We start from the raw sequence: 19,038 nt of genomic DNA, 5'->3' as shown, positions 1-19,038 counted from the left end.
TTTCGTGATGAGAAAGGAGGGTATTTTTTTGATTATTTTAAATGGTGAACAAATCGCAAATATGGCTGGTAAGACACTAGTCGATTTATTACAAGAAAAAACAGATATGATGCAAAATGTTGTTGTGGAATTAAATGGCAAAATTATTCATCGTGAAGAATTAGCGACACAAAGATTATCAGAAAATGATCATGTTGAACTAATTTCTTTTGTTGGTGGTGGTTAGAAAAGAGGACAAATAAAATGACACCAAAATTTCAAGGCGTAGCTGTCGCCGATTTCTTTGAGGGCATGAAAGCACGTAATGTTGCTGGTACAACGGAACCTTTGCAAAATGCGCGAGTTACGATTGCTGGTGCAGGTGGCTTAGGTTCAAATATTGCAATTGCACTTGCCCGTAGTGGTGTTGGTCATTTAACAATCATTGATTTTGATACCATCGAAATGAGTAATCTTAATCGGCAACAATATAAAGTTAGTCAGATTGGGATGCCTAAAGTTGTGGCATTGAAGCAAAATTTATTAGAATTTAATCCATTTATTGATATTGATATCCAGCAGGTCAAAATAACGCCTGATAATATCGAAATATTATTTGCAGATTGTGATATTGTCTGTGAGGCGTTTGATAACCCAATGGCCAAGGCGATGTTATTGGATGGTATAACCAACTTTTATCCTGACAAGCCACTTGTTATGGGCAATGGTATGGCAGGATTACATGTCACTAATGAGATGAAAACAAAACAACAGTTACCAAATGTTTATATTTGTGGAGATGGTTATAGTAAAGGTGCTGAAGGACTGATGGCACCACGTGTTATGGTATGTGCTGGTCATGAGGCTAATGCCATCTTACGGTTATTAACTAAGCGCCCCGTTTTAGCAGAATAGGAGATAAATAATCATGGTTGAAAGTAATGATGATTTAATTATTGGTGGTCACCATTTTTCTTCGCGTTTCATTTTAGGATCAGGGAAATATTCATATGAATTAATTGATTCGGCAATTCATCATGCTGACGCACAAATTATTACAATGGCTTTGCGCCGAACGAACGCAGCTGAAGAAAATATTTTGAATTATATTCCTGAAGATGTCACGATTTTACCAAACACATCTGGTTGTACGAATGCTGAAGAAGCTATCCGCATGGCACGCATTGCTCGTGAATTAAGTGGTAGTGATTTCATTAAGCTTGAAGTTGTACCAGATAAAACTTACTTGTTACCTGATAATGAAGAAACAATCAAAGCAACGCAGGTTTTGGTAGATGAGGGATTTATTGTGATGCCATATATGTTGCCTGATTTAAATGCTGCGCGTAAGTTAGTGGCCGCAGGTGCTGCAGCTGTGATGCCATTAGGAGCGCCAATTGGTACGAATCAAGGCTTGGCAACGAAAGCATTGATTCAAATTTTAATTAACGAAATTGATGCACCGATTATCGTTGATGCCGGTATTGGTCGTCCAAGTCAAGCAGCTGAAGCTATGGAAATGGGTGCCGCTGCAGTAATGGCTAATACAGCGATGGCAACAGCTGGTGATATACCATTGATGTCAGAAGCCTTTAAGTTAGCTGTTCAAGCAGGCCGAAAAGGTTATCTTGCGCATCTTGGTCGTGTTTTGGATAAAAAAGCTGTGGCATCTTCACCAATAGCGGGTATTAGTAAATAATTATGTCGAATGAAACTGTACAATTAGGTGATTTGCTAGATCAGTTCAATGCATCAGATGAAGTTGGGCAAAATCGGCTCGTTTATAATCAACAGTGGTTGCAGAATCAACGTGCTTTAATTTTACTTGGTCAAAAATATCATGCAAAAGCCACTGTTGATGATTATGGCAATGTTTCTCTAGATTTTCCGGGACAAGAAACAGTTGCACCGATTGCAACGGGTTCTCATATGGACACTGTGCGTCAAGGTGGTCGTTATGATGGCTTATTTGGTATTCTGGGTGGATTTTGTGCGATACAAAAAGTCTATCAACAAGGTTCTTTACCTAAAAAACCGCTCCGTTTGATTTCTTTTAGCGAAGAAGAAGGTAGCCGTTTTCCAGCAGCATTTACTGGATCCAGTTATTATACAGGACATCGGCAAGTAACATCATTAGTTGATAAATCAGGTATAACATTTGAACAAGCTAGACGCAGTGCAGTCAAACAATTACAAGCAATGTCTGGTGTGAGTCGACAGCGAGCGTCTTTACCAGCAAGCTTTATGGAATTGCATATTGAACAAGGACCGCGCCTGGCACAGGCACACCAATCAATTGGGTTAGTGACTGGCATTGTTGCACAAAATCGCTATGATGTGACGGTGCATGGTCAGGCAAACCATGCTGGTACGACACCAATGGCACAACGTCAAGATGCAGTTGCAACGGCAAGTTATCTGATGACAAAATTATATGATTTGGCCGGACAATCATCACAAAGTCTAACATTTACCATTGGAGAAATATATGTCTCCCCTAATGTGAGCAATGTCATTGCCGAAACCTGCATGTTTACCATTGATTGTCGGGATGAATCAGACGAATTATTAGCCACATTTGTGACAGCGATGAAAGCAATGATAGCACAATTTGATCATGTGACGGTAAAACAGACATTACATGTTCCTGCAACCCTTTTATCACAGGCATTAAGACAACAAAATGCTAAGATAGCTACTCAAATGAAGCTCCCCTTCCAAGAGTTATTTTCGGGTGCAGGTCATGATAGTCAAATAATGAGTGCGGTTGTGCCAACAACGATGATTTTTGTACCAAGTGAAGCAGGAATTAGTCATGCCCCGGTTGAATATACAAAGATGTCAGATTTATTAAATGGTATTGCATTGTTAGCTGTTAGTCTGTCTACACAAGCAAATGGGGCGTGAGAAAATGCGAGTAAAAGTTCATCTAACAACGCAAATTATTATTGGGATGATCATTGGTGTGATTTTCGGTGCTATTTTTGGCACAAAAATTGCAGGGATTCAAATGATTGGTGATATCTTTTTGAGACTGATTCAAATGGCAGTGATGCCTTTAGTTTTTTGTACAGTTATTGTGGCAGTCGGTAAATTACCATTGCAGCAATTAGGACGTCTCGGATTAAAAACAGCTACTTGGTTTGCAGGTACGACCCTTGTTGCTGCGTTAGTTGGACTTTTATTGGGTTGGTGGTTGATGCCTGGTGTTGGCATTCACTTGAAATTACATCCAGAACTCGTTGAAAATATAACGAGTCAGCCCCTTTCAACGTCAACCATGATATTAGATTTTTTCCCAACCAATATTTTTACGGCGTTAGCAAAAGGCAATACGATTCAAGTGATTATATTTGCACTCTGTTTTGGTGTTGTTTTAAGCCATGCAAATGCTCATCAACAGTATCAAAATATCATTCGTGGCCTAGAACAAATGAACCAATTATTGATTGATTTGATTCAATTCGTTTTACGATTGGCACCCATTGGTATTGGTGCGTTAACTGCAGCAACCATTGCTAAAAATGGGTTATTAGTTCTACTACCCTTATTCAAGTTTTTAGCCTTATTTGCGATTGGCACGATTCTTTTCTTAGCTGCCCTATTTGGCATGATTATGATACGTGCGCAGATGTCTTTACGGACAGTCATGCATGGTTTTGCTAATATTCTATTGATCGCAATGACAACGACATCTTCTGCTGCCTCATTACCAATCGAAATGGCTGATGCTGAACATCGTTTGGGTGTTAAAAAAGAGATTAGTGAGTTAGTTTTACCATTGGGGATGGCATTAAATAGTAATGGGTTAGCCATGTATTTAGCATTAGCATGTGTGACAATGACTCAGTTTTATGGGTTGTCATTGTCATTTGCGATGATGTTAAAGATTGTGCTGTTAGCCATTGTGGCGTGCTTAGGAACTGTCGCAGTGCCTGGTGGCGGCTTAGTGGCGCTAACAATTATTGTCCCAACGCTTGGATTACCATTAGACAGTATTGCCTTATTAGCAGGTATTGATTGGTTTGCAGGTGTTTTCCGTACGGTACTTAATGTTGTTGGTGACACAACGACTGCGATTATGATTGCAGCTGATGAAAAGGAATTAAAGCAAATCGTCTTGCCAGTAAAAAATTAGCTAAACGCTCAGCTGATGATTAAAGTTATGAATTTGTTAACTTTAGTATTTACTATAATGTTGGGTATGAATAGAAGTATGCATAGTCGTTTAAGTATTGAGATGCTGCTTAGATTTATAGTTGCACAAGAATAAAAAGATAGTGCAGCTTTGCATCAACGAGACTTCCCATTAAGTTGATACAAGATGGTGGCATAATTTAACGACGAAATAACCGCTAGTTTGTTGGAACTAAGGCGGTTATTTTTTTGCAATGATTAATCAATCGATTAAATTTAACCTAACATTGATATGCACCATTTTTGATTTTTATAAGTTAGACTTAAATTAATTAAAAGAATAAAAAAGCGCTCAAAAATTTTCATTCTGAGCTTTGTAATGAATTTCTATCATAAGCTTTACGATATAGATTGGTAATTGCGTATTACTTTTCAAAATTTCTAAATCTTGTAACATACTAATTTGTAGGAATCTTGTACTATTTTAGCGATTGGGTGAATATTTTGTCGTGAATTTATATCTCAGCGTTAGCTTGCTTTGTAGGTCAAATACAGTAGAAAACGCGATATTTATGACTAACATTGCTGTAGACACAACTCTTAAATATAGGATTCAGATATTACTTTTCTTGCCCTAAAGGTGATAATTTTGCGCCTATACCTGCCAAAGTTCGAATGATTCCAGCAATTAGAATGACAATAAACATCGGTTGACCATGGTCTAGTAAAAGACCACCAAACCATGAACCGATAGGAATGGACGCATAAGATACCATACGTGTAACTGAAACAACTCGCCCTAATAGTTCTTGAGGGACAGTTCGTTGTCGTAATGTAAAATAAGTAATCACATTGATGTTACCAAAAAAACTAATCAGACCTAAAATACAACCAATATAGAGATAATGCGTATTTAACAACAATAACAGGGTACTGATTCCTGCTAAAATAGTGCTGCTGGATAGCAAAAAGCCTGCATGAAAGTGATTGACGACTTTTCCCCCGATTAATCCAGCAATTAAAGCGCCAATACCACCAAGAGACATAGCAATCGTCGCAGCTATCACTGGATAATGAAGGAATTTCGTCATATAGAAAATAAAATTAGCTTCAAACATATTCAAAGCAAAATTGGTAAATAAAAACATTACTGAGCCACTAAAAATCACGCGTTGTTGCACACTATATTTAGCACCTGTCCCAATATCATGGGCTATTTTGTGCCACATACTAGTTGGTCTGTTTGCTTGATGATCAATCTTACTAGGTAATCCCCAAAGCATGATTGCTGCTAGCAAAAATGAAATGGTGTTGATCCATAAAGCATGGTTACCACCTAATAGGGTCACCACTGACCCACCCATTAAAGGGCCTAAAATTGATAACGTATTATCAATTGTTTGAATGACTGCATTAGCATTAGCAAACTTTTCTGGTATAACAATCTCTGGAATAATACTTTGAAAACTTGGGTGAATGAGAGGATCCATTGAAGATAAAATAAAAATACCAATATACAATAGTGTAAAGTTAATCGTTGCCTTTGATAGCATGATCATTAAACCGAAACTAGCTATCGCAGAAAAAAGATTTCCTAAAATTAAAATTTTCTTCTTATCGTAATTATCGGCTAAACTACCACCCACCAAAGAAAAAACTATCCAAGGAATAAAAGAAACACCAAACGTTGTTGCTGCATGATAAGCAGAGCCTGTCTTATCTAAAATAATGATTGGAATGGCTAATTTATATAGCCAATCTCCAATCGATGAAATTAAAAAACTAAGCCATAAATAATGAAACTTCGACCGTATTATCTGCAAATTTTTTCCTCCATAGATTAGATATTCATCAGTTTTTTGCTTATAAATTGAACTGATGTCTTTTATTTTAAAAGAAGTGTAAAATGGGAAGATGAGAATTTGCATATAGGTTAAAAATTATGAAAATTGGACAAATATTTAAAGAATTTAGAACAAGTAAACATATTACTTTACAAGAAGCAAGTCAGGGAATTATTTCTGTCCCTTTTCTGTCACGTTTTGAACGTGGCTTGACTGATATTTCTTTCACACATTTATTACAATTACTAAATCGCATTAACGTACAACTTTCGGAATTTGAATTTTTATACCAAGAACAGCGTACAGAAAATAATGATTTATTACCTGATTTTCAAATGGCTTATCAAAATGGTGATGTTAAACAATTAAAAAAATATTTAAGTCAGTGGCAAAATAAATCTGGTAAGTTTGCGGAGTTGCAAGTTATCCAATTAAAAATGATGTTGACAACCTTGGGTGTGGGTAAAATAAACGAAAACGAGATGCGAATTCTCGAAGAGTATTTTCAGAGTATAGCAAGTTGGACTTTCTTCGAATTATATTTATTTGGTCATGCGGTTCCATTTTTAAATAAAACTTTTATGTTTAATTTATTTAAAGAATTACAAAAAAAAGAAATCATTTACGATAACTTTCGTAATGATAGTTTTTCCATGCTCTTTTATATTTACAATAACGTCATCTTATTTTTATTAAGTCATAACTCTCTGGATGAAGCAGAGACACTAGTTATCAAATTAGAAAGTTATTTCAATGATCGTGATAAAGATTATTATCATAAAGCACGCATTTTTAACTTGAAGGGGCTTTTATTTTATCTACAAGGGAAAAAAGAAGTCGGACTACACTTAATCAAAAAAGCAAATATGATTGCCTATTTGACCAATCAAGATGCTAGTTATCTAAATAATGAACGACGTTATTTGGATGATTATTTAACATTCAACGAAGTGGAATTCGTTTTTGATTTCTCTGATGTATAAATTTAATTAGTGATTCCTGACAATCTAAATAATAATGAATTTTTAAATATGTAAGGTACAATACGTAGTTATAAAAAGCGCCAATTACAACTGTAATTAGCGTTTTTTAATTAAGCTATTTTCATGCATATATTGACCTTATATTAGGTAATGCTTTGATTATTATTTGTGCAACGCAATTCCCTTAAATAACTTGTCCACGTGATTCTTTTTGCCACGCATACCCACACCAACTAAGTTTAAGTCATTGGTTGAAAATTCTTTAATAGATGCACGATTATCCTCATCATTATATGTGGTAAATAACTCTTCGGTATAAATGGTCATTACAACATCTTTGTTTAATGCTTTTTGTACTAATTCTTGCAGTTGTTCCTTAGTAGCAGTATGAATCATAATTGGTTGTTGAGACATAGGTAAATATTCTTGCCCATCTTTATCTTGATATGGTTCGCCAATAATGTCTTGTGTCCCAGCAATACCACTAACTAAGAAAGAATTAACGTTAAGTTCTTGCCATGGTGCCAAATCATCACGTAGTGCAATTTTTATTTTAGTATCAAATGCCATTTCATACACCCCTGAATTAATATTTTATTGGTTACATAATAGCATGGTAAAATATATTAGTAAAATCGATATTTTTAATTTTTAATATCTAATTAATGAATTTAAAAGGTGGCGCTTATGGAATTAAAAAATTTATTAACTGTCAAAAAAATAGTAGAAACGGGTTCATATCAGAATGCAGCGAAGTCTCTTGGTTATTCACAATCAACAATAACTTTTCAAATTAAACAACTTGAAAAAGAATTAGGTTATCAGTTATTCAATCGACAAGGGCATGCTATGGTTCTTTCTTCAAATGGCAAGAAAATTATGCCAATGATCAATCAAATATTATCTAGAGTCGATGAAATGGAAAATATTAATAAAAAAGATAATATTAGCGGAGAAGTTATTTTGGCTGTTCCGGAAAGTCTAATTACCTATCAACTGCAACCCCTACTTCGTGAGTTTAAAAAAAGGGCCCCAAAAGCTAAGCTTGTTATTAAAGTTATGAATTGTTTTCAAATTTATAATCAAGTAAAACATGGGAATGTTGATCTTGGTATTCACTATAACGTTGGGTATGATGAAGGCATTCATCAAAAGAAATTGAACTCTTTTTCATTGGCCTTAGTTTGTTCTCCTTTTTTGTCATCAAAAAAGGATAAAGATTTTATAACGCGTAATCAAATTAAAGAAATATGTCATATACAAAATGATGCAGATGCCTTGTACTTAAAATATTTCAATCAATATTTAAAAGAAAAAAATATTGTATTAAATGGCACGTTAGAATTATGGAGTATTGAAGCTATCAAGCAAAGTGTTCATAGTAATTTAGGTGTTGCGATTCTTCCTAGATTTACAGTTGAGGAAGAATTAAAAAATGGCTTTTTAAAGGAAATACCACTCAATGATTTTTCTCACCAATTACAGTCAGTTGCTTCGTATAAAAAAAATCATTTTCAAAATAGTGCAACGAAATTATTACTCAATCTATTAGATACTTTTTGTTGATAATTGATGATGTTTATTCAAAATCTATTCCGGTTTGGGAAGCAGCGAAGGCGAAAAAGAAGAAGAAAAAAGAACTTTCAACCAAAGAAACAGAAATTACTGAGATAACAAATGATATAACGAGTGAAGATTACGTTACGGATATTGACGAAGGTGAATTATGGCGTGAAAAGTTGTTGGATAAACTACAACGAATGAATCCGTATAAATTCGAAGAATTAATCGTTAGTTTAATGCGTAAAATAGGTATTAAAATGGAACAAACGCCGAAATCAGGTGATAGTGGGATTGATGGTATTGGTTATTTAAGAACGCCAGAATTATTAACGTATAAAGTTGTTTTACAAACGAAGCGGTTTAATAAGGGTCAAGTAACTGGACCAGATACTGGACCAGATATTAGTAATTTTGCGGGTAGTATTAGTGGACATAATGCTGACCGTGGTATTTTTGTCACAACGTCAGTTTATACAAAAGATGCCATTGAACGGTCTCGTCAAGGAGCTAATTTAATTACACTCATTAATGGTGATGAGTTAATAGATTTATTGTATGAAAATCAAATGGATGTCCGTGAAAAGACGATTGTGGTTATTGACGATGATTTATTCGCAGAAGATTAATTATTGACTAAAATGGTTCTAAACTGTACCATACAGACGTACACGTACACAAAATGAGAGAGGTATTATATTAAATTAATTTTGGATAGAAGTATTTGTCTTAAATAGTATCAACTGGTACTGCTTAAAATGGAGGTGATAATCATGGTAAGCCAAGTACATTTCAGAATGGACGATAATGAAAAACGAGCTTTTGAAGTCGATGATATTCCTTTTGAAACGTTACAACCAATACCACAATTAGCGGCAGTCATTAAAAGTCAAGACTATATTGAATTTAATCATCCTGAAGAAGGGTTAGCATGGTTAAATGACTGAATACGTTTATAAAATTAATTTTGTGTGCTTTATTGATACGGGATCCTGTGCAGATCTTTTCAAATAAATAATTTTAAACATAACTTTGATAATAAAAGCCACGCCGTAATTATTAGATATTGATGTCTAACAATTACAGTGTGGCTTATTTTTTATCTTTATTTATGTGGTAATAAATAAGAAAATTATTTCAAAAATTCATTCAAAATTTCACTAAATGCTGGCATATCTTCAGCTGAAATGTCATAAGTTTCGCGATAATTTTGGACCATCTCATTACCAAATTGGCTAACTTCTAGTGGCATAAAGCTGGTATCAATTGGATCAATGTTTTGAATCTTGGCATCAAGTAAGATTGGTTTTGTATTACCGTTTGCTTGTAAATCACTAATTTTGTCCATAGCATCATGTAGTTCTTGTAAGTTTGTAACTGTAAAACCAATGGCGCCCATGTTGTTAGCCATCTCACCCCAATTAGCACCAAGTAGGTCAATACCATAAGGTGCTTGGTTGGCTTGAATTTTTTCATGCGCAATGTAGCCAAAGGCGCGGTTTTCCAATACAACATTGATAACCGGCAAATCGTATTTAACTTCAGTTAATAAATCAGGCATGACCATAGCATAACCACCATCCCCTGATATTGACCACACTTGTTTGTCTGGGAAGTTTAGTTTACCAGCTAGGCCGGCAGGTAGACCGAATCCCATGGTACCGTACCAGGCAGACATGGTGAACTTTTGTTGCTTATTGAATGGCAATTGGCGAATAGACCATTCAGTGTTATTACCAACATCAAGACCAAACACAGCATTATCAGTTGCGTTGTCCGCAATGGCCTTTAGGACACCTTCAGCACGCAATCCATCTTTGTCGTCTTGTGCTACCTTGTCTAACCAAGTTAACCATAAGGCACGGTCCTTCTTAGCAGCTTCTAGGAATGTTGTTATTTCGGCTTGATAATCGGTTTTTGCTAGCTCATTTAAGAAGCGATGTGCATCGGCCAAAACAGTGATATTTGCATCAAATTGTTTACCTAAATCAGCCAGATTATTGTTAACCTGAATAAATGTTTTGTCTTGTGGTAAGAAACGAGCAAATGGATAGTTGGTACCGACGAATAGAATCAAATCACTTGCTTGACTGACTTCAAAGGCTGACTTAGTGCCAAGTCGACCACGAGCCCCCATGTAATAAGGATGATCAGTTGGAAAGACATCGGTTGCTGGCGCAGTTGACAAAACCGGCATACCAAATTTTTCAGCAACTGCAACGGCTTCTTCACGCGCACCGCGAGCCCCTTTTCCTAGCCACATAATTGGGCGTTTCGCCGATTTAATGGCTTCAGTAACAGCTGTAACGTCAATATCTGAAATCGCCAAATCCAATTGGTTTTGTTTCAAAGGCTTTGTTTGCATATCAGTGTAGTCAATTTCCTGTCCTGATAGATCATCAGGTAAGATGACGACTGAAACTGAACGGGTTGCATATGCTGAACGAATGGCTTCATCAACAACTTTTGGAATTTGCTCTGCACTAACGACTTGCTTATGGAAAGTTGCAACGTCTGCAAAGATTGGGTCTTGATTCATTTCTTGGAAGAAGTTCGTATTCATGACACCAGTAGCCGATTGACCAACTAATGCTAATACGGGCGCGTGGTCCATCTTTGCATCATACAAACCATTTAATAGATGTACTGAACCAGGACCAGCTGATCCAAAAGCAACCCCAATCGTACCTGTTAACTTTGCATCTGCAGATGCTGCCAAAGCCCCAATTTCTTCATGACGTACTTGAATATACTTAATGTTATCTCGTTCTTGGTATAGACCATCAACCAGATTATTTACTGAATCAGCAGTAATACCATAAACGTGATCAACGTCCCACTGCTCTAATACTTTTGCTAACGCTTGTCCTGCTGTCATCTTTGCCATGAATAGATACCTCTTTTCATACGAAACAGAACGGTATAAAATCGTTCGTTTGTTTTAAACCAACATTTTTTGTTCAATCAATGAACAATGACCAGTATAACACTTACTTAATGTAAGTAAATAGTAAATTAAAAAATTGTTTTTGTTGTATCATACAGACGTACACGTACACGTACACGTACACGTACACGTACACGTACACGTACGCAAAAGAAAAACCGCGCCATTTGTTACGACGCGATTCTATGTATTGATTAAGCAGCCTCTGCTTCAGATGTTTTTGGTTGACGATTTAAGATTAGGTTCAAGACAATTGCAGTAATTGCAGCGACAGCAATTGGTGATCCAATTAAGTATTGCAACATTTGTGGTGCAGCTTCCTTAAGCTTATCAGGCAACAATGCTAGTGCCATTGTCACGGCGATTGGAATACCAATGATGTAGCTTTGATTACCAGATGTCTTTAAATCACCGATCGTGTTTAAACCATTTAACATAATGATGACGAGAACAACAGCTCCCACACCACCAATCACAGGTTCAGGAATGGCAGCTAACAAAGCAGATAATTTACTGAAAAATCCAAAACCAATAAACCAGCAACCGGCGGCAATGAAGACTTTACGACTAGCAACACCTGTGATCGATACGATACCAGCATTTGTTGAGTAGCCAGTCATTGGAATACTACCTAGTAACACAGAGACAAGACAGCTAATCCCCTCACCAATCATGCCGTGACTCCATTGTTTGCCAACAATTTTTTTACCAGTAACCGCACTCATTGCAAACCAAGTACCAGTCGTTTCAGCTGTTAGCACCATATAAATAATGATAAATGTAATGATAGCTGATAAGTTAAAAGTAAAGCCGTAATGGAATATAGTGAATTTTGGAAAACTAAACCAAGCGGCTGATGCTAGACCGCTCCAATCCATGCGCCCCATGAATACCGAAGCAATGACACCAACGATCATTGTAATAATAATGGCTGATATTTTTAGGAAGCGATGTATTTTAGCAACGTAAGTGCCGATGGTAACAACAATGAGCAAGGTTCCAACAGTAATACCAGCTAAAGCAACATTTTCAAAATCACTACCAGCAGCATGAAAAATATTACTATTTAGCATATTGGGCAAATTACCTAATCCAACACAGGTTATGATCGTACCACCAACTACCGGTGGCAAAAGATGGGTAATAATTTTTTCATACCAACCGGTCATACCAAGTATTATTAAGAATAATGCACCAATTAAACAAGAAGTTAGTACGACAGACATCCCACCATTGCGCCCACCATTAGCAAAATAAATACCAACAATGGCACTAGCAGGAACGAAAGATGGCCCTTGTGATAATGGCATTTTCATGAAAATTGCTGTTTGAATAATCGTACCGAAGCCACAAGCTAAGAAAGCTGCTTGTAATAAGGCAGAAGTTTGGCTAGCACTTAAGGCTAACATGCCAGCGATTAGCAATGGCCCCACATAGGCATCCATTGCAAGTACGTGTTGTAGGCCTAAGACAGTTGCTTCTGATGTTGGTAATGTATCATCAGGACCTAGAATTAATCCAGCCACTTTTTTATTCTCTGCCATTACTTGATCTCCCCCTTGGCAACAAGGCCTTGTGTTAAGACAACATCAATTTCATTGGGTGTTGTTTCATACATTAATTTTTCAAATCGTGTATAAGGGGTTTGTTCAACAAATTCTGGATACTTTGAATGAACAACTTGTAGGTCAGCAAAGGCACCTTCTTCGATAACACCCGTATTTAGGTGTAATGACTTCGCACCACCAGCAGTTGCTAAATAAAAAGCTGTGTCAGCAGTAATACGTGATTCACCAGCACCACGCTTTTCAACCTCAAGGTGATTATCAACACCATCACTAAGCATTGCTGAGGCGATGGCGGATTGACGTAGCGTTTGATAAATACTTGGTTCGTAACCACCACAGATATCAGTCCCTAACCCAACGTTAATATGCTTTGTGAGAGCTTTTTTAACCGGTAAAACAGCATTACCGTGGAATCCGTTAGAAATCGGACAATGTGCAATGGCTGTGCCACGTTTTTGGAACAAATCTAAGTCATCATCACTCAATAATGTACCATGTGCCATAATTGCTTTGTCAGTTAGTAAACCAGTTTCATCTAACATGACCGCATCACGTTTATTGTAGTTATCCAATGCATAAGCATCTTCAGTATCGTTTTCACTGCAATGTGATTGAATTAATAAATCGTATTTTTTAGCGAGCTTGCCTAGACCACGCATACCTTCTAAGGTACATGATGTTAAATAACGTGGTGTAATAACAGCCTGCATCTTTAATGGTTGATCAACGTTCATTTTCTCAACTGTTTGAATAAAGTCTTCAGTGTCGGCCAAAGCACTTTCTGTTGATGCATCATGATAATAATCAGGACATTCATCTGGGTTATCCATGACCACTTTACCGATCAAGCCGCGTTGATGAAACTTTTGGCAAGATTTAACGAGTTCAACGTTACCAGCGTTGTCTAGTGAACCAAAATACAAAACGGTTGTTGTCCCGTTGGCAATTAAAGTTTGTACGAGGTTATCGTAAACTTTGTGAGCAAATTCAGCATCAGAAAATTTTGCCTCTAATGGGAAAGTATATTTAAAAAACCAATCATCATCAAAGCTGTTTAATGCTTGACTAATATTTGGCCATTGAGGTGCGTGTACATGAGTATCAATAAAACCTGGTAGTAGATATTGATCATCAGCTAAAGTCCATAAATTATTATCAACTTTAGCCTGTTCTAAAACATCTTGATAACTGGTATCACCAGGATGGACGATCTTATCGATTTGACCATCATTGTTTAAACAAATTAAACTGTTGTCATAGAAACCAACCTTGGTTTCAGATATAGCAGAATAATAACTACCTTGAATAACTTTTGTAAAATGCACGACTCATTCACCTCATCTTTAAATTTCAATAATAACTTAACATTAAAAAATAAGGGCGTAAATAAAGTTCAATATTGAACTATTGAGGAAAATGATTTATAAAGGCTTATCTTAAGATTATTTTGGCTTTTTAAAATTTTTATATTCATGTAAAAATCGTCTAAATGTTAATTTGTGAGCAATAATAATATTAAATATATTTTATTTATTTGTGTTATTGTTCGTGTTTACAGTGATGATTGATTTATCCATGAACTAGCATTAGACGATAGTGTTTTGTCATTTTTTCGTATTGCTTGCTTATTTATGATAAGGCGTATGAGCATTGATCATAAAACTACGATAGATTTGCTCCGTCAATACGAGGCGCATGAGTTGATGTGGTAACGTGAAACGCCCAAAACTAATTTGTGTGTTGGCCCGTTTGAGTACTTCTGGGGCTAATCCCAAAGATCCACCAATCACAAAGGTTAAATCAGACTTTCCGGTCGTTGTTAAATGATCAATTTCAGCAGCTAGTTCTTCACTAGAGCGTTCGGTTCCCTTAATGGCTAATGCAAAAACGTATTCCTTATCTTTAATTTTATTAAGAATACGGTCACCCTCTTTTGCCATGACCTGATCCATTTGTGCCTGTGATAATTGTTCAGGTGCTTTTTCATCAGGAACCTCAATAATGTCAACTTTCGCAAATTTATGCAAACGTTTTGTGTATTCGTTAATACCATCTTTCAGATATTTTTCCTTTAATTTGCCAACACCGATAATTTTAATGTTCATTGTTCGTGTCCCTTCTTTATATGTTTATTTCATTTCGGAAAATGTTTCATAAGATGTGGATAAGTATCAAAATAAATTGTAAAACATGGGTTATCCACAAATTGATAACAACTTAAAAAATGCCTGTAATCATTATTATATCAGAGTTTAAGCTGCTTTTTATGAGTATTGGTAGTCACTTATCCACTGTTGTGAACAATGCTTGTGGATAACTATAAAAAACGGATAATAACGGGATTTATAACTAATAAATTAGTGAATTTATATAGAATAAAAGTCAGTATTTTAAAAGTTATACACAGTCCAAAAACGGCCACTTTATTAATTTAACAAAGGATAATTGAAATTTACGATATTAACATTCGATTTTTGTGTTTTTAATTGTGCGAAATAGGTGATAATTGTAGGATAATAATGGTAAATACGTACGTTTTTGCTTAAAAAGACAACAATTAAGTTAAAACCCAATAATTGATTACAGTTTAACCTAATTTTAAGCTAAAACCCTAATTTAACAACCTTTTGGCTATTACAATTGTTTTAAACAGGTTTTCCACATTGAATTATTTCCTGGTTTAATAGGGTTTATCAGGCATAAATTTTGAGTTATTAACATGTTTTCCACAGAAGGCGGTGGAATACGTGGACTTTTCCTCTTTTTATCCACAAAATTCTGTGAAAAACTTTTGGTGCGCTCATGTATAATAAAAGAGTGTTGGGAGATACTTAATTATGAAAAAAATATTTAACAAATTAACGCCACCGCAAGTATTAACGTTAGGATTTTTGGCGATTATATTTGTTGGGGCTTTGATATTAAAGATGCCGATTTCACAGCAGAATGGTGTTCATGTTAATTTTTTAGATGCCTTATTCACAGCTGTATCAGCAACGGCGATTACTGGGTTGACCGTGGTTAATACCGCAACAACTTGGACAATGTTTGGGCAAGTTATCTTATTGATTATGATTGAAATTGGTGCATTGGGATTCATGACGTTTGCGGTTTTGTTATTTGCAATTACGGGACAACGTCTTGATTTAAAAGCACGTTTGATGGCACAACAAGCCTTAAATTTGCGTAATTTAGCTGATGTTAAGAGTGTGTTGTCATATGTTTTCTCGTTATCAGCAATTATTCAAATTTTGGGTGCTTTGCTAATGCTACCTGATTTTATTCCTCGTTTTGGTGTCAGTCGAGGCATTTATTTGAGTGTTGCTTCGTCAATTTCTTCATTTGGAAATGCGGGTTTCACCTTCTTCGACCGACCAGTGACGTTTTTACAAAATGATCCTTATATTTTGATTATTTGGATGTTGTTGATTACAGCTGGTTCACTAGGATTTTTAGTTTGGCGCGATTTATTGCTTTATCACAAACAACGACGCGTTAGTCTACATACGAAAGTGGCCCTGCATGTATCAGCTTGGTTAGTTGGACTAAGTTTTGTGATGTTCCTTTTTACAGAAAAAATTTTAGCGCCGTTAGTGCATTCTTCATCACTAGGTCATCGTCTCATTGATACGTTGTTCTTAGCTGTTGTCCCACGTACGGCAGGTCTGGAAGTTATCCCATTATCGCAATTATCTGCTGCAGGGATTATGATTATCACTTTACTAATGTTTATTGGTGGTACACCAGGTTCAACATCTGGTGGTATTAAAACAACCACGCTTGGTATTTTGTGGATGCAATCATTGGCAGCATTACGTGGCCAAGAACAAGTGAATTTTGGTGGACGGCGGTTCAGTCCCAAAGTAGTCATTAAAGCGATGATGTTAGCAGTTATTTCAATTGTGTTTGTTGCCGCTGTTTCACTACTACTAACGATGACGGAAACCATACCAAAAGGTCAAGGTATGGAATACATTGTTTTTGAAGTCATTTCAGCCTTCTCCACAACGGGATTCTCGTTGGGATTGACCCCTCATTTAACGAGTTTTGGTAAAGTCATCATTATGATTGTGATGTTTATTGGGCGTGTTGGCTTGTATACAGTGATGTTCTCAGTGATGAATATTCGCGATAAGTCACGGAATTACCAATATCCAACTGAGGAAGTAATTATTGGCTAAAAGTTATTAAGTTGCGTAAACTTGTAGATAAAAATGATAGGAGTTCAAGCATGTCAGAAATTAAGATGATTGCCTCGGATTTAGATAGTACATTCTTTAACGATAATCGGCGCTATCATAAAACGCATTTTGCTAATATTTTAGATAAACTAACAATTCAAGGTGGTCATTTTATCGTTGCTAGTGGTCGTGATATTGAGTCAGTTGACCCTTCTTTTAAGGCGTTTGAAGGACGTTATGATTTAGTTGCAGATAATGGTGCTGTTGTTAGAACGTCTGATGGTGAAATTTTGCAAATGGTTGGTCTACACGTTGCGGATGTGACGGATATCATGGCAGTTATTAATGAATTACCGTTTCAACCATTACATGGTGCAGTTTTCACTGGAACAACCAAGACGTACATGCTACAGTCACAGGCACGTTTGAATTTAGTGCATAAAGCGAAAATGTTAAAATATCATCATAATTTGCAATTAATTGATTTCGTCGATCAAGTGCACGAACCTATTTTGAAAGTTACCGTGACCTTCGCCGAAGAACAAATGCAGAAATTTATTGATTTGGCACGCTTACGTCTTGGAGGTCGTGCTCACGTGACAACATCTGGTTATGGATCAGTTGATATTGTGGCACCAAACATTAATAAAGCCAATGGCTTACAAGTACTTGCTAGTCATTATGGATTGAAATTAAATGAAAATTTGGCAGCCTTTGGTGATGGTTTAAATGATGCTGAGATGTTAAATGTTGCAGCATATCCCTTTGCAATGATCAACGGTGATGAATCTTTGAAAGCCCTCTATCCAACTGCAGTTGCAGATAACAATCATGATGGTGTCTTAAAGACGATCGATACCTTACTTTAATTAAAAAGACCAACCTAGAAAATAAGGTTGGCCTTTTTATTGTGCATAAATATACAAAAATGATATGCATAGATAGAATAACGTTGTGGAATCTATTTGAATAGTCATTAAGCGTGTTAAACTTTTGTTCCCCTATGAATTACGATTGTAAAATTTTGTTAACATGTTCTTTAACATGAACTTTGTGATAGGTGTTACAATGGGCGAAATATTAATAAAAAATGAGGCGATATATGAAGCCTCATTTTTAATGTTATTCGGATAACTGATCCATCGCATCGTTCAATAAATGATCAACCGTGACATTTCCGTGACTAGTCGCATGCCCTTTAACCCAAATAAACGATAATCTTGGTGCAACTGGTTTTATCAATGTATAAATTTTTTGCCAGGCTTCTAAGTTAGCAATTTCTCCAGTTTGTTTGTGCCAACCGTTAGCTGCCCAGTTGTACATCCAATTGGTGACGGTATCTAAGACATATTTTGAATCACTAACGATTGTTATGGGGGTTGTAACCTTAGCAGCTTGTAATAAGGCATTTATTAACGCTAACATTTCCATATCGTTATTTGTTCGCCCAAAATAAGCCCCTTGGTCGGTAAAAATAGGTTCATTGAGGTTCGAGCCACGATAAATGGCAATAGCCCAACCAGCTTTATCCGTTTTCTTAACATGACCACCAGCAACATTGCCAGTATTACGACTACCACCATCGGTAAAAATGTAATATTGGTTGGGATCGGCATTAAATTTGCCATTATAAGCAATTTTGTATTGACGAGATGGTTCATTTTTAATAGTCACTTGTTCATCAAACCAGGCTTGTGCAGCAGATTTGGTTGTAAAACCTTTAAATCGTGGTGCTGGCTTTGTCTGGGTATAGGGTTTAACGGCTGACCAAGGCTTGGTATATAAGCCTTCGTATTGGTTACCAACAATGGCATAAGTTTTCATGAGAATGGTCCCTTT

18 protein-coding genes are annotated in these 19,038 nt (G+C 36.1%); 11 read left to right on the top strand and 7 right to left on the bottom strand.

Annotation, left to right across the window (positions count from 1 at the left end):
- Positions 1–28: 28 nt before the first annotated feature.
- The 5 genes from thiS to AC3B5D_RS08595 are packed head-to-tail and all read left to right on the top strand — an operon-like array spanning position 29 to position 4,117.
- A complete protein-coding gene (gene thiS, locus AC3B5D_RS08615; protein ID WP_489840429.1) occupies positions 29–226 on the top strand; it encodes a sulfur carrier protein ThiS in 198 nt (65 codons plus the stop codon).
- Between the two features lie 17 nt (positions 227–243).
- Positions 244–894: a sulfur carrier protein ThiS adenylyltransferase ThiF gene (gene thiF / locus AC3B5D_RS08610; RefSeq protein WP_489840430.1), complete on the top strand. Its 651-nt coding sequence runs from the start codon at positions 244–246 to the stop codon at positions 892–894.
- A 13-nt stretch (positions 895–907) separates the two neighbouring features.
- Entirely contained in the window at positions 908–1,678 is a 771-nt protein-coding gene (locus AC3B5D_RS08605; protein ID WP_489840431.1) for a thiazole synthase, read from the top strand.
- Positions 1,679–1,680: 2 nt separating this feature from the next.
- Positions 1,681–2,886, top strand: a complete 1,206-nt coding sequence (locus AC3B5D_RS08600; RefSeq protein ID WP_489840432.1) for a hydantoinase/carbamoylase family amidase — start codon at positions 1,681–1,683, stop codon at positions 2,884–2,886.
- A 4-nt stretch (positions 2,887–2,890) separates the two neighbouring features.
- Complete coding sequence (locus tag AC3B5D_RS08595; RefSeq protein WP_489840433.1) at positions 2,891–4,117, top strand: dicarboxylate/amino acid:cation symporter; 1,227 nt, start codon at positions 2,891–2,893, stop codon at positions 4,115–4,117.
- A 619-nt stretch (positions 4,118–4,736) separates the two neighbouring features.
- Here AC3B5D_RS08595 and AC3B5D_RS08590 read toward each other — a convergent pair.
- Positions 4,737–5,939: an MFS transporter gene (locus AC3B5D_RS08590; RefSeq protein WP_489840434.1), complete on the bottom strand. Its 1,203-nt coding sequence runs from the start codon at positions 5,937–5,939 to the stop codon at positions 4,737–4,739.
- 119 nt (positions 5,940–6,058) lie between these two features.
- Here AC3B5D_RS08590 and AC3B5D_RS08585 point away from each other — a divergent pair, with 119 nt between their 5' ends.
- The gene (locus tag AC3B5D_RS08585; protein ID WP_489840435.1) at positions 6,059–6,943 is read left to right on the top strand and encodes a helix-turn-helix domain-containing protein; all 885 of its coding nucleotides are present in this window, start codon (positions 6,059–6,061) and stop codon (positions 6,941–6,943) included.
- A 162-nt stretch (positions 6,944–7,105) separates the two neighbouring features.
- Here the strand turns inward: AC3B5D_RS08585 and AC3B5D_RS08580 are convergent, their stop codons facing one another.
- Positions 7,106–7,513 (bottom strand): DUF2000 family protein, encoded by a 408-nt coding sequence (locus AC3B5D_RS08580; protein WP_489840436.1) that lies wholly within the window; start codon positions 7,511–7,513, stop codon positions 7,106–7,108.
- A gap of 117 nt (positions 7,514–7,630) precedes the next feature.
- Between AC3B5D_RS08580 and AC3B5D_RS08575 the strand changes: the two genes are divergently transcribed.
- The 3 genes from AC3B5D_RS08575 (at position 7,631) to AC3B5D_RS08565 (ending at position 9,450) form a co-directional block, all read left to right on the top strand.
- Positions 7,631–8,509, top strand: coding sequence for a LysR family transcriptional regulator (locus AC3B5D_RS08575; protein WP_489840437.1), 879 nt, complete (start codon positions 7,631–7,633; stop codon positions 8,507–8,509).
- Positions 8,506–9,132, top strand: a complete 627-nt coding sequence (locus tag AC3B5D_RS08570) for a restriction endonuclease (RefSeq protein ID WP_489840438.1) — start codon at positions 8,506–8,508, stop codon at positions 9,130–9,132. Before AC3B5D_RS08575 ends, AC3B5D_RS08570 begins: the two co-directional genes overlap by 4 nt.
- Positions 9,133–9,276: 144 nt before the next feature.
- Entirely contained in the window at positions 9,277–9,450 is a 174-nt protein-coding gene (locus tag AC3B5D_RS08565) for a type II toxin-antitoxin system RelB/DinJ family antitoxin (protein ID WP_489840439.1), read from the top strand.
- A gap of 185 nt (positions 9,451–9,635) precedes the next feature.
- Here AC3B5D_RS08565 and AC3B5D_RS08560 read toward each other — a convergent pair whose 3' ends face one another.
- The 4 genes from AC3B5D_RS08560 to rlmH all read right to left on the bottom strand — a co-directional run bounded on the left by AC3B5D_RS08560 (position 9,636) and on the right by rlmH (position 15,123).
- Positions 9,636–11,390: a thiamine pyrophosphate-binding protein gene (locus AC3B5D_RS08560; RefSeq protein ID WP_489840440.1), complete on the bottom strand. Its 1,755-nt coding sequence runs from the start codon at positions 11,388–11,390 to the stop codon at positions 9,636–9,638.
- Between the two features lie 254 nt (positions 11,391–11,644).
- The gene (locus AC3B5D_RS08555) at positions 11,645–12,994 is read right to left on the bottom strand and encodes a uracil-xanthine permease family protein (RefSeq protein WP_489840441.1); all 1,350 of its coding nucleotides are present in this window, start codon (positions 12,992–12,994) and stop codon (positions 11,645–11,647) included.
- The gene (locus tag AC3B5D_RS08550) at positions 12,994–14,343 is read right to left on the bottom strand and encodes an amidohydrolase family protein (protein WP_489840442.1); all 1,350 of its coding nucleotides are present in this window, start codon (positions 14,341–14,343) and stop codon (positions 12,994–12,996) included. The genes AC3B5D_RS08555 and AC3B5D_RS08550 overlap by 1 nt, the downstream gene beginning before the upstream one ends.
- A gap of 300 nt (positions 14,344–14,643) precedes the next feature.
- Entirely contained in the window at positions 14,644–15,123 is a 480-nt protein-coding gene (gene rlmH, locus AC3B5D_RS08545; RefSeq protein ID WP_489840443.1) for a 23S rRNA (pseudouridine(1915)-N(3))-methyltransferase RlmH, read from the bottom strand.
- 732 nt (positions 15,124–15,855) lie between these two features.
- Between rlmH and AC3B5D_RS08540 the strand changes: the two genes are divergently transcribed.
- Together AC3B5D_RS08540 and AC3B5D_RS08535 are read left to right on the top strand one after the other, a co-directional pair.
- The gene (locus tag AC3B5D_RS08540; RefSeq protein WP_489840444.1) at positions 15,856–17,199 is read left to right on the top strand and encodes a TrkH family potassium uptake protein; all 1,344 of its coding nucleotides are present in this window, start codon (positions 15,856–15,858) and stop codon (positions 17,197–17,199) included.
- A gap of 50 nt (positions 17,200–17,249) precedes the next feature.
- Positions 17,250–18,068 (top strand): Cof-type HAD-IIB family hydrolase, encoded by an 819-nt coding sequence (locus AC3B5D_RS08535; RefSeq protein ID WP_489840445.1) that lies wholly within the window; start codon positions 17,250–17,252, stop codon positions 18,066–18,068.
- A 253-nt stretch (positions 18,069–18,321) separates the two neighbouring features.
- On the opposite strand, the gene AC3B5D_RS08530 is transcribed toward AC3B5D_RS08535, so the two are convergent.
- Positions 18,322–19,023 (bottom strand): ribonuclease H family protein, encoded by a 702-nt coding sequence (locus tag AC3B5D_RS08530; RefSeq protein WP_489840446.1) that lies wholly within the window; start codon positions 19,021–19,023, stop codon positions 18,322–18,324.
- Positions 19,024–19,038 lie beyond the last annotated feature (15 nt).

The sequence above is a fragment of the Weissella sp. ESL1177 genome (assembly GCF_058107185.1).
This window is presented reverse-complemented; position numbering and strand designations above follow the sequence as displayed.

What these genes read in the sequence shown, in the direction of transcription:
- AC3B5D_RS08605 (WP_489840431.1), top strand. Translation starts at nt 908, where the DNA reads ATGGTTGAAAGTAATGATGATTTAATTATTGGTGGTCACCATTTTTCT.
- AC3B5D_RS08535 (WP_489840445.1), top strand. Translation starts at nt 17,250, where the DNA reads ATGTCAGAAATTAAGATGATTGCCTCGGATTTAGATAGTACATTCTTT.
- thiF (WP_489840430.1), top strand. Translation starts at nt 244, where the DNA reads ATGACACCAAAATTTCAAGGCGTAGCTGTCGCCGATTTCTTTGAGGGC.
- AC3B5D_RS08555 (WP_489840441.1), bottom strand. Translation starts at nt 12,994, where the DNA reads ATGGCAGAGAATAAAAAAGTGGCTGGATTAATTCTAGGTCCTGATGAT.
- AC3B5D_RS08585 (WP_489840435.1), top strand. Translation starts at nt 6,059, where the DNA reads ATGAAAATTGGACAAATATTTAAAGAATTTAGAACAAGTAAACATATT.
- AC3B5D_RS08580 (WP_489840436.1), bottom strand. Translation starts at nt 7,513, where the DNA reads ATGGCATTTGATACTAAAATAAAAATTGCACTACGTGATGATTTGGCA.
- AC3B5D_RS08595 (WP_489840433.1), top strand. Translation starts at nt 2,891, where the DNA reads ATGCGAGTAAAAGTTCATCTAACAACGCAAATTATTATTGGGATGATC.
- AC3B5D_RS08530 (WP_489840446.1), bottom strand. Translation starts at nt 19,023, where the DNA reads ATGAAAACTTATGCCATTGTTGGTAACCAATACGAAGGCTTATATACC.
- rlmH (WP_489840443.1), bottom strand. Translation starts at nt 15,123, where the DNA reads ATGAACATTAAAATTATCGGTGTTGGCAAATTAAAGGAAAAATATCTG.
- AC3B5D_RS08565 (WP_489840439.1), top strand. Translation starts at nt 9,277, where the DNA reads ATGGTAAGCCAAGTACATTTCAGAATGGACGATAATGAAAAACGAGCT.
- AC3B5D_RS08560 (WP_489840440.1), bottom strand. Translation starts at nt 11,390, where the DNA reads ATGGCAAAGATGACAGCAGGACAAGCGTTAGCAAAAGTATTAGAGCAG.
- AC3B5D_RS08600 (WP_489840432.1), top strand. Translation starts at nt 1,681, where the DNA reads ATGTCGAATGAAACTGTACAATTAGGTGATTTGCTAGATCAGTTCAAT.
- AC3B5D_RS08575 (WP_489840437.1), top strand. Translation starts at nt 7,631, where the DNA reads ATGGAATTAAAAAATTTATTAACTGTCAAAAAAATAGTAGAAACGGGT.
- AC3B5D_RS08540 (WP_489840444.1), top strand. Translation starts at nt 15,856, where the DNA reads ATGAAAAAAATATTTAACAAATTAACGCCACCGCAAGTATTAACGTTA.